We start from the raw sequence: 7,505 nt of genomic DNA, 5'->3' as shown, positions 1-7,505 counted from the left end.
ATGCTTGGCTTTACAAGCCGCACGAAAACTTAGTTGTTAGCCGTAGTTTTTAAAAAAGTAAAAACACATTCCAAATCTTACTCAAGATTAGCTAATTTCTTCCACCTCTACAATACCCTGATTAGGGTATTTTAAGCTAATCAAAGTTTAAAGCGAAGTAAACTATTTTATTGATCTCGTTCCTCCAAAGAAAAGTTTGCCATATAAACCCACTTGTGAGAAAAAAGTACACCGATGGGATAGCAATCCCGTATGCAGATAGTTAATTAAATTATATTAATTCCTGCCTAAATTTTTGAACTCTAACTTCCAGGTTTAAAGCTTGCTGAACGAAGTCCTTAATATTTATGTCGGAGTCGCGTGAGTATTCAATCTGAAAAAGCCTTGTCTGACTCGATAATTCGCCAGCCTTTTCTTTCCAATTTATATGATTCTCCCTTTTAAGATTGTCCACCTCATCCATTAAATCATGAAGGTGATTAATTTCCTTTTCGGCTTTCTGTCTTTTGTCCATTCAGTTTATATAATGTTTTCTCTTCTTACCAAAATACATGGGATTATTTCCATCTACCCATAACCGCATTTTTGAAAAAATGGGAGGGAATTTATTCAGGATTATTTTAAATCAAAATCCAACAACTCTTTCGGATGAACTTTTAATGCATAGGCAATTTTTGAAAGATGACTTATGCTAGTGTTGACTTCTCCTCTTTCAATTCTGCCTATTTGGCTGAGGGTAAAACCAGTGAATTCAACAAGATCCTCCTGAGAAATTTTCTTGGATTTTCTCAATTCTGCAATCCTATTTCCCACTTGATCGATAAATTTCTGGTCCCTACATGCCATTCGTTGCTCATGGTAGTAGTCAATAGCTCATTCCTTTGTCGAAACCAAAAGTTCTCTTACATCAACATTTAGAAATCTCGCAATTTTAAAAAGATCCGGAATTGAAGGCTGCTTAGTATTTGTGCACCAATTGGAAACAGTAGGCTCTTTAACCCCCATATATTCAGCTAGTTTCTTATTTGAACTTTTTTGCTGTACAATAACCTCCTTTATGCGATTGTAATCCATATCCCAATTTTACCTGACATATATGCCATTAGTACTTATCAATTAAGGCTTTTTCGGAGATTTTTTCTTTTTTGAGAGCTCTTCCCAAAACCCTGTGTCAGGAATTAAATCACGCGGCGAGCAATTCATTTCAAAAGCTAATCGATTGACATGATTCAAGTTATACTTGCTGTTAGAGTTGGGGCTCTCTATTTGACCAATAAAGCTCTTATCACATTCTAAAAATGAGGCAACATCTGCTTGAGAGAACCCTTTAGATTCCCTAACTCTCTTAACCTGCTCGATTACAGCTAATTCGAATTTAGATTTTTTTGCCATTACTATTTGCAATTACTAAATTCTTTATTAGATTTACGCTTAGTTATTACTAAGCAAAATTTCTTCCTTTAATTGCATAAGGAAAATATTTCTTAGTATTGCGATCCTTTAAATAGAAGCATCGCACTTATTGTCTCGAAACAGAAACCTAGGAAATTTCTAATGTACACGAGAAAATGAGTGAAGTTGCTCACGCCATTGGCGTGGGCTCACTTATTCGTGTACGGGTTCTTCCTAGGTACCTTGTTTCGATTGAGCTGAGTCCCACGCCTCTTTTTATGCCTGGTACTCAATCTCTCAAGACACTATTATATATAGAGTACCATGGGACAGCAACATATCACATATCCTCCTCTGCGTTACGGGTCAATGATGAACCCGTCCAACTGCTGCGCTGTCTCCTTTCATCAATCCATTAAGCAACTACAAAGAAACCTGATCAAATCCCCGGATTGAGGCTCCGCTTCACTGCGCCGGTTACATGGCTTCGCCGATTATGGTTTACTTGGCTTCGCCGTTTAAATGGCTTCGCCGTTTACTGGCTCCGCCGGTTAAGGGTTAACGTTTCACAGTTGTACTCACAGGCCTGAACACTGAACTTTGAACCCTGAATCTTTAAACCATAACCTTTCCCCGCAGGGGAAAAAATAAGCCATAAACCAAAACGCCATTTGATCAAAAAAAGAATGCGTCAATTCTTAATGGAACACCCATGCCTAAACCATAAGCCTTAAACTTTAACCGTCCGCGCTAGCGGACAATAAACCATAAACTATAAACCGATGAAAAGTATCAAAAAATTTCTTGATGGCATATTGTGGCTGCTGGTAGGGGATAGGCCCCTAGTGAAGGAGGAAAGTAAATATACCTACGTCCCCGACCCCAAACCCAAGCCCCTCACCAGAGAACAACAGGAAGCGGTCCTCCTCTGCAAAGCCATCGGCGTCATCCTCAAAGAAGAAGGTGAAAAGAACAAACTTAAAGTAGAGCTCCACATCCGCCCACTACCCGACAAACCCCCAAACCCCTAGCCCCACGGATCTTTCCGTCTTCTGTCTTCCGTCTTTAAACAATCAATACAATGAAAAAAAGAACAATCTTTTTCTTCCTGGGATTACTATGTCTTTTGGGGAGAGTCGAAATAGTAGCAGGGCAAGAAGTTGCCAATCATCCCCAAGCCCCCTCCGACCGAATGGAGGGGGCCCCGGTGGTGGTATATGGCGAAATCAGGCCAAGAATGCCCTTCGACCATTTTACAATCAAATACTGGGAGGCACCCCTTGACCTGGTGAGCAACTCCCCCCAACTGCACTTCCAGAAAATAAAAGCCAAATCCGGAAGCCTGAAGAAAGGCAATCCCTACAGCTACTACTTCGAAGTGCATATCCCAGCTGAAAGCTTTGGCTACCTTACTATAGGAAATGAACATGTCACCTTCCTAGATCATCTCCCCGTCCTGTCTGGAGATAGCCTGCAGCTCCAAGTCAATGAACTCTTCGGAAGGACGGTATTCTCCGGCCCACAAGGAGATTATGCCCAACTCCACGCCTCTCTACAAATAGCAAAGGACAGGGAGCTATTTGATAGGGAAACAGTAGTCCACACACGGGACTATACCAATATGTTTCCTCAAGAAGGAGAATACCAGGAATTTCTAAAAGCCCAAGAGATGGGATTCGGCCGAAAGGTAAAGCTGTGGCTCATTGATACCGAGGAGTACTTCCTAAACCAAAAAGAAGAAAACCATAAACTTCTTAAAGGTTTACCCCAGTATGCCACTGAAGCAATTGAGACCTCTTCAGTTGACTCTTTTAGAAAGCAGATGCTAATGGATGACTTCTTAAGCCGCGAGTGGTGGAGCCACTACCAGCTTTGGCAGTCCCTGTTGAGATATGCTGAAAACCAAGACAGCCTTCTCTCCTCCATGAGGGAATACGAAGAAGAGATTCTAAGACAGCAAGTTCCCATTTCTCCAATCTTTATAAGCAGCTTTCAATTGGATTATTTTTTCGAAAAGGCAAGGTTTCACGCCCACCTATATGACCGCTCAGTTGCCGAAGCAATCTCATTACTGTATGAAGGGGATACTAGAGATAAATTATTGGCCAAATACCTCTTCCGGAATTATACAGGGGCTACCATTACCGAGGCAGAAGCAACGAATATAACAGCGACCATCCAGGATCCCCTCCTCAAGAGCCAAGTCAATGATTACATCTTGAAATTCAAACCGGGGTCCGAGTTGGCAGAATTCAAATTTGAGGACAGGTCCGGAAACCAGGTTGAAATAGATGATTACCAAGGTAAACTGGTACTGATCAACAGCTGGTTTACGGGTTGCTCGGCCAGTTCAAGCTTCTATCAAAACATCCTCAAGCAAGTGGAAGATAAATATGCCGACAATCCCGATGTCGCTCTTTTATCCATATCCATAGACCCCAGCAAGGAAGCATGGGACAAAGGGGTGGAAAGTGGGAAATACAGTTCCGAAGCTTGGGACGAACTCTATTCGGGCAACGACCGTGACAAGCACCCCTTCTTCCTACACTATGGTATTCAGGACTTCCCCCGGCAAATGATCATCGGCCCCGACGGCCGCATCATCAAAGCCCGAGGCATAGGCTGGGATCCCAAACAGATTATCCAAACCATTGACCAAGCCCTTATCAATAGCATGGAATGAGGCTTTCATTAAAGTTAACCTAACTACACAATCTGTGTAAATCCGTGAAATCTGTGGTGAAATTAATGCAACCCAATATAAACAAATCAATATGAAAAAGCATCTACTACTGTCACTATTCCTAGTGACATGGGCCCTAGCTGCCCAAGGACAAAACCCAGGAGATCAGCACCTCCTGCGAGGACGAGTGCTGGCAGGCTCTCAGGGACATGGCCTCCCAGGGGCCTATATCACACTTGAAGGATCCGAACGAAGAGCTGTTACGGATGCAGAAGGGGAGTTTAACCTTAGAGCTACAGCAGGCGACTATATTCTTATAGTCAACTTCTTGGGATACGAAGAATACTCCCTAGAGATCAGCCTGCCTTATGCGGAAAGGTTGGACATCGTGCTCCAAGAGAGTGACTTGAGCATGGATGCAGTCGATGTCGTATCCACCGGATACCAGCAGCTTCCAAAAGAGCGGGCAACAGGTTCTTTTGTCCAGGTAGACAACGAGCTGGTCAATCGCCGGATAAGCACCAATCTCATCGATAGACTGGAAGATGTCACACCCGGACTGATATTTAACCGTTCCGGCCAAAGTTCAGACGCACTCAGCATCCGGGGACGAAGCACCATCTTTGCCAACACCCAACCCTTAATCGTAATTGATAACTTCCCTTATGACGGACCACTGGAAAACATTAACCCCAATGATGTGGAATCAATCACCGTCTTACGAGATGCCGCAGCGGCTTCAATTTGGGGTGCAAGAGCGGGGAATGGTGTCATAGTGATCACCACCAAAAGAGGGAATTTTAAAAAAGGTCCCCAGGTATCCCTGAATGCCAATGTTACTACTGCAGAACGACCAGACCTCTTTTACCAACAGCGGATGTCTTCGCCTGATTTTGTGGATATGGAGGAATTATTATTCGGAAGGGGCTTTTACAACACGGCAGAAAATTCGGTCAACCGGACTCCCCTGAGTCCAGTGGTGGAAACGCTCATTGGTAGAAGGGATGGCCTGATCAGCGAGGCAGATGCTGCAAGAAAGTTGGATGAATTTAGGGCCTTCGACAACAGAAGAGACTATATGGACCATCTTTACCAAACTGAAATCCGACAGCAATACTCGGCAAATGTAAGAGGAGGAGGGGAAAATCAGCGATATGCCCTTTCAATCGGCAATGATCGCAATTCGGAATCATTGGTGGGCAATTACCTGAACAGGCTTACCGTAAGTGCTACCCAGGATTTATCCATGCTCAAAGGAAAGTTAAACCTTTCCACAGGGGTGTATTACGCAGAAACAGATAGAGAATCAGGAAATGAGGGATTTGGAAGCTTAAGATATTCAGGCTCTGTCCCCAATACCTACAGCAGGCTGGTTGATCCAGCGGGCAACCCCCTACCCATAGTATCAGATTATAGGGAATCATTTAAGCGCAATGCCCAGGAATTGGGGCTGCTGGACTGGTCCTTGGTACCGCTTCAGGAAATCAATGAGATAAGCAATAGAAGAAAAGCAAAAGACATCAGACTGAATACCAATCTCTCCTATAACATCAACTCAGATCTTAAGGTAGAAACCTTGTACCAATATTGGCAAAACAGTACCAACAGGGAGGAATATTTTTCAGAAAACAGCTATCTCGCACGTAACCTGATCAACCGCTACACGCAACGGGATGATTTGGGTAATCTCAGCTATCCTATTCCCGTAGGTGGCATCCTAAACGCCGGCAATACCTTAGGCGAAAGTCATAATGTGAGAACCCAGATTCACTATACCAAAGCTTGGGGAGATAAACATGATTTGGTAGCCCTAGGGGGATTTGAAGTAAAAACACTCAGAACTTCAGGATTTGCTACCCGGTATTATGGGGTGAGTGAAGAAACCGGCATGAACAGTCCTGTAGACTATATGACCCTGTTTCCCCAATTCATTAACCAAAACAGCCGCTTGAGAATCCCTTACATCGGGACCATATCGGGTACTGCCGACCACTTTATAAGCCAATACGCAAATGCGTCCTACACCTACGACCGGAGATATACCCTTTCGGGTAGCGCAAGGCGGGATGCTTCCAACCTATTTGGTGTCAACGCTAACCAGCGGGCTGTCCCTCTTTGGTCGATAGGAGGTGCCTGGCTGATAAGTGAAGAGGACTTCTATGGCGCTAGCTGGCTACCCTACCTGAAACTGCGGATGACATATGGTGAAAACGGAAATGTCGATAAAAGCATTTCAGCATTGACCACCTCCATTATCCAGCTCACCAGTCAACTCACAGGTCTAAGAGTTGGGACATTGATGAACCCCCCAAACCCAGACCTTCGCTGGGAGCGAATCAAAATATTGAACATGGGACTTGACTTTGACGCCTTTGACGGAGGATTAAGCGGCAGTCTTGAAGCTTATGGCAAAGATGGGGTAGATCTCATAGGGGCAGTACCGGTGGCACCATCAAATGGAATTACCCAGTTCCGGGGAAACTTTGCCTCCACATCCACCAAGGGGTTTGATTTTAATGTACGCTACCTACCTGTGAGAGGCAACTTCACTTGGGCTATTGATTACTTCCACTCCCATGTAAATGAAAAAGTAATAGGTTATGAAGCGGAAGTCACCCCACAGGTTTACCTCAATCAAGGAATTGGAAACCTCTCTGGCCAGATCCCCGCACCACGGGAAGGAAAGCCATTATACGCCGTATATAGCCTTCCATCTGCAGGACTTGATCCACAAACCGGCGATCCCAGGGGATTTTTGGATGGAGAAATCAGCACCAACTATACCTCAATTATCAATACCGCAACCCTGGACGACCTGATCTATCATGGCCCAGGCAGGCCCACTCACTTTGGGGCATTTAGAAATACTTTCTCTTACGGAGGTCTCAGCCTCTCCATGAATATCAGCTATCGAATGGGTTATTTCTATAGAAGAAGCTCCATCAGATACGATGATCCCTTGCTGGGAAGGGTTGGCCATGGCGATTTTGCAGACAGGTGGCAGCAGCCAGGAGATGAACTTGTGACCACAGTGCCTTCCCTACCTGCCGCTAGAAACATACAACGGGACAATTTCTATGGAAGCAGCTCGGATTTGGTAGAGCGTGGGGATCATATCAGATTTCAGGATGTGAATATAACTTATCGCATGGATAGAAATACAATTCCACGACTCCCTTTTAGAGGAGCTGAAATCTACGGCTACCTCAATAATCTGGGAATGATCTGGAAGGCCAGTGATGATCCCTTGGATCCAGACTTCAGAACCATGCGCCCTCTGAGAAGCATGACATTAGGACTAAGAATAGACATTTAAGACATGCCCTTCCTGCCGACTTTCTTCATAAGGTTTAGTTACACGGTTCTGGCGGGAGGGGCTACCCTAACCCTCGCAGCGCTCCGTGCCCAGCGCCCAGTGCTCCGTGCTCAA

At 44.6% G+C, this 7,505-nt stretch carries 7 protein-coding genes; 3 read left to right on the top strand and 4 right to left on the bottom strand.

Going from position 1 to position 7,505, the window contains the following annotated elements; translation table 11 throughout:
- Nucleotides 1–271: 271 nt before the first annotated feature.
- The 4 genes from KI659_RS17015 to KI659_RS17000 form a co-directional block, all read right to left on the bottom strand.
- Entirely contained in the window at nt 272–514 is a 243-nt protein-coding gene (locus tag KI659_RS17015) for a hypothetical protein (RefSeq protein WP_213946580.1), read from the bottom strand.
- A 101-nt stretch (nt 515–615) separates the two neighbouring features.
- Complete coding sequence (locus tag KI659_RS17010; RefSeq protein ID WP_213946579.1) at nt 616–813, bottom strand: helix-turn-helix domain-containing protein; 198 nt, start codon at nt 811–813, stop codon at nt 616–618.
- Between the two features lie 60 nt (nt 814–873).
- Complete coding sequence (locus KI659_RS17005; protein ID WP_213946578.1) at nt 874–1,074, bottom strand: helix-turn-helix domain-containing protein; 201 nt, start codon at nt 1,072–1,074, stop codon at nt 874–876.
- A 42-nt stretch (nt 1,075–1,116) separates the two neighbouring features.
- On the bottom strand, nt 1,117–1,392 hold the full coding sequence (locus KI659_RS17000; RefSeq protein ID WP_213946577.1) for a helix-turn-helix domain-containing protein: 276 nt from the start codon (nt 1,390–1,392) through the stop codon (nt 1,117–1,119).
- Between the two features lie 782 nt (nt 1,393–2,174).
- Here KI659_RS17000 and KI659_RS16995 point away from each other — a divergent pair.
- From KI659_RS16995 to KI659_RS16985, 3 genes are all read left to right on the top strand, one after another.
- Entirely contained in the window at nt 2,175–2,423 is a 249-nt protein-coding gene (locus KI659_RS16995; protein WP_213946576.1) for a hypothetical protein, read from the top strand.
- 50 nt (nt 2,424–2,473) lie between these two features.
- Nucleotides 2,474–4,075, top strand: a complete 1,602-nt coding sequence (locus tag KI659_RS16990; protein ID WP_213946575.1) for a TlpA family protein disulfide reductase — start codon at nt 2,474–2,476, stop codon at nt 4,073–4,075.
- Nucleotides 4,076–4,166: 91 nt separating this feature from the next.
- Entirely contained in the window at nt 4,167–7,391 is a 3,225-nt protein-coding gene (locus KI659_RS16985) for a SusC/RagA family TonB-linked outer membrane protein (protein WP_213946574.1), read from the top strand.
- The last annotated feature ends 114 nt before the right edge of the window (nt 7,392–7,505 follow it).

This window comes from Litoribacter ruber, assembly GCF_018449405.1.
Lineage (GTDB): Bacteria > Bacteroidota > Bacteroidia > Cytophagales > Cyclobacteriaceae > Litoribacter > Litoribacter ruber.
This window is presented reverse-complemented; position numbering and strand designations above follow the sequence as displayed.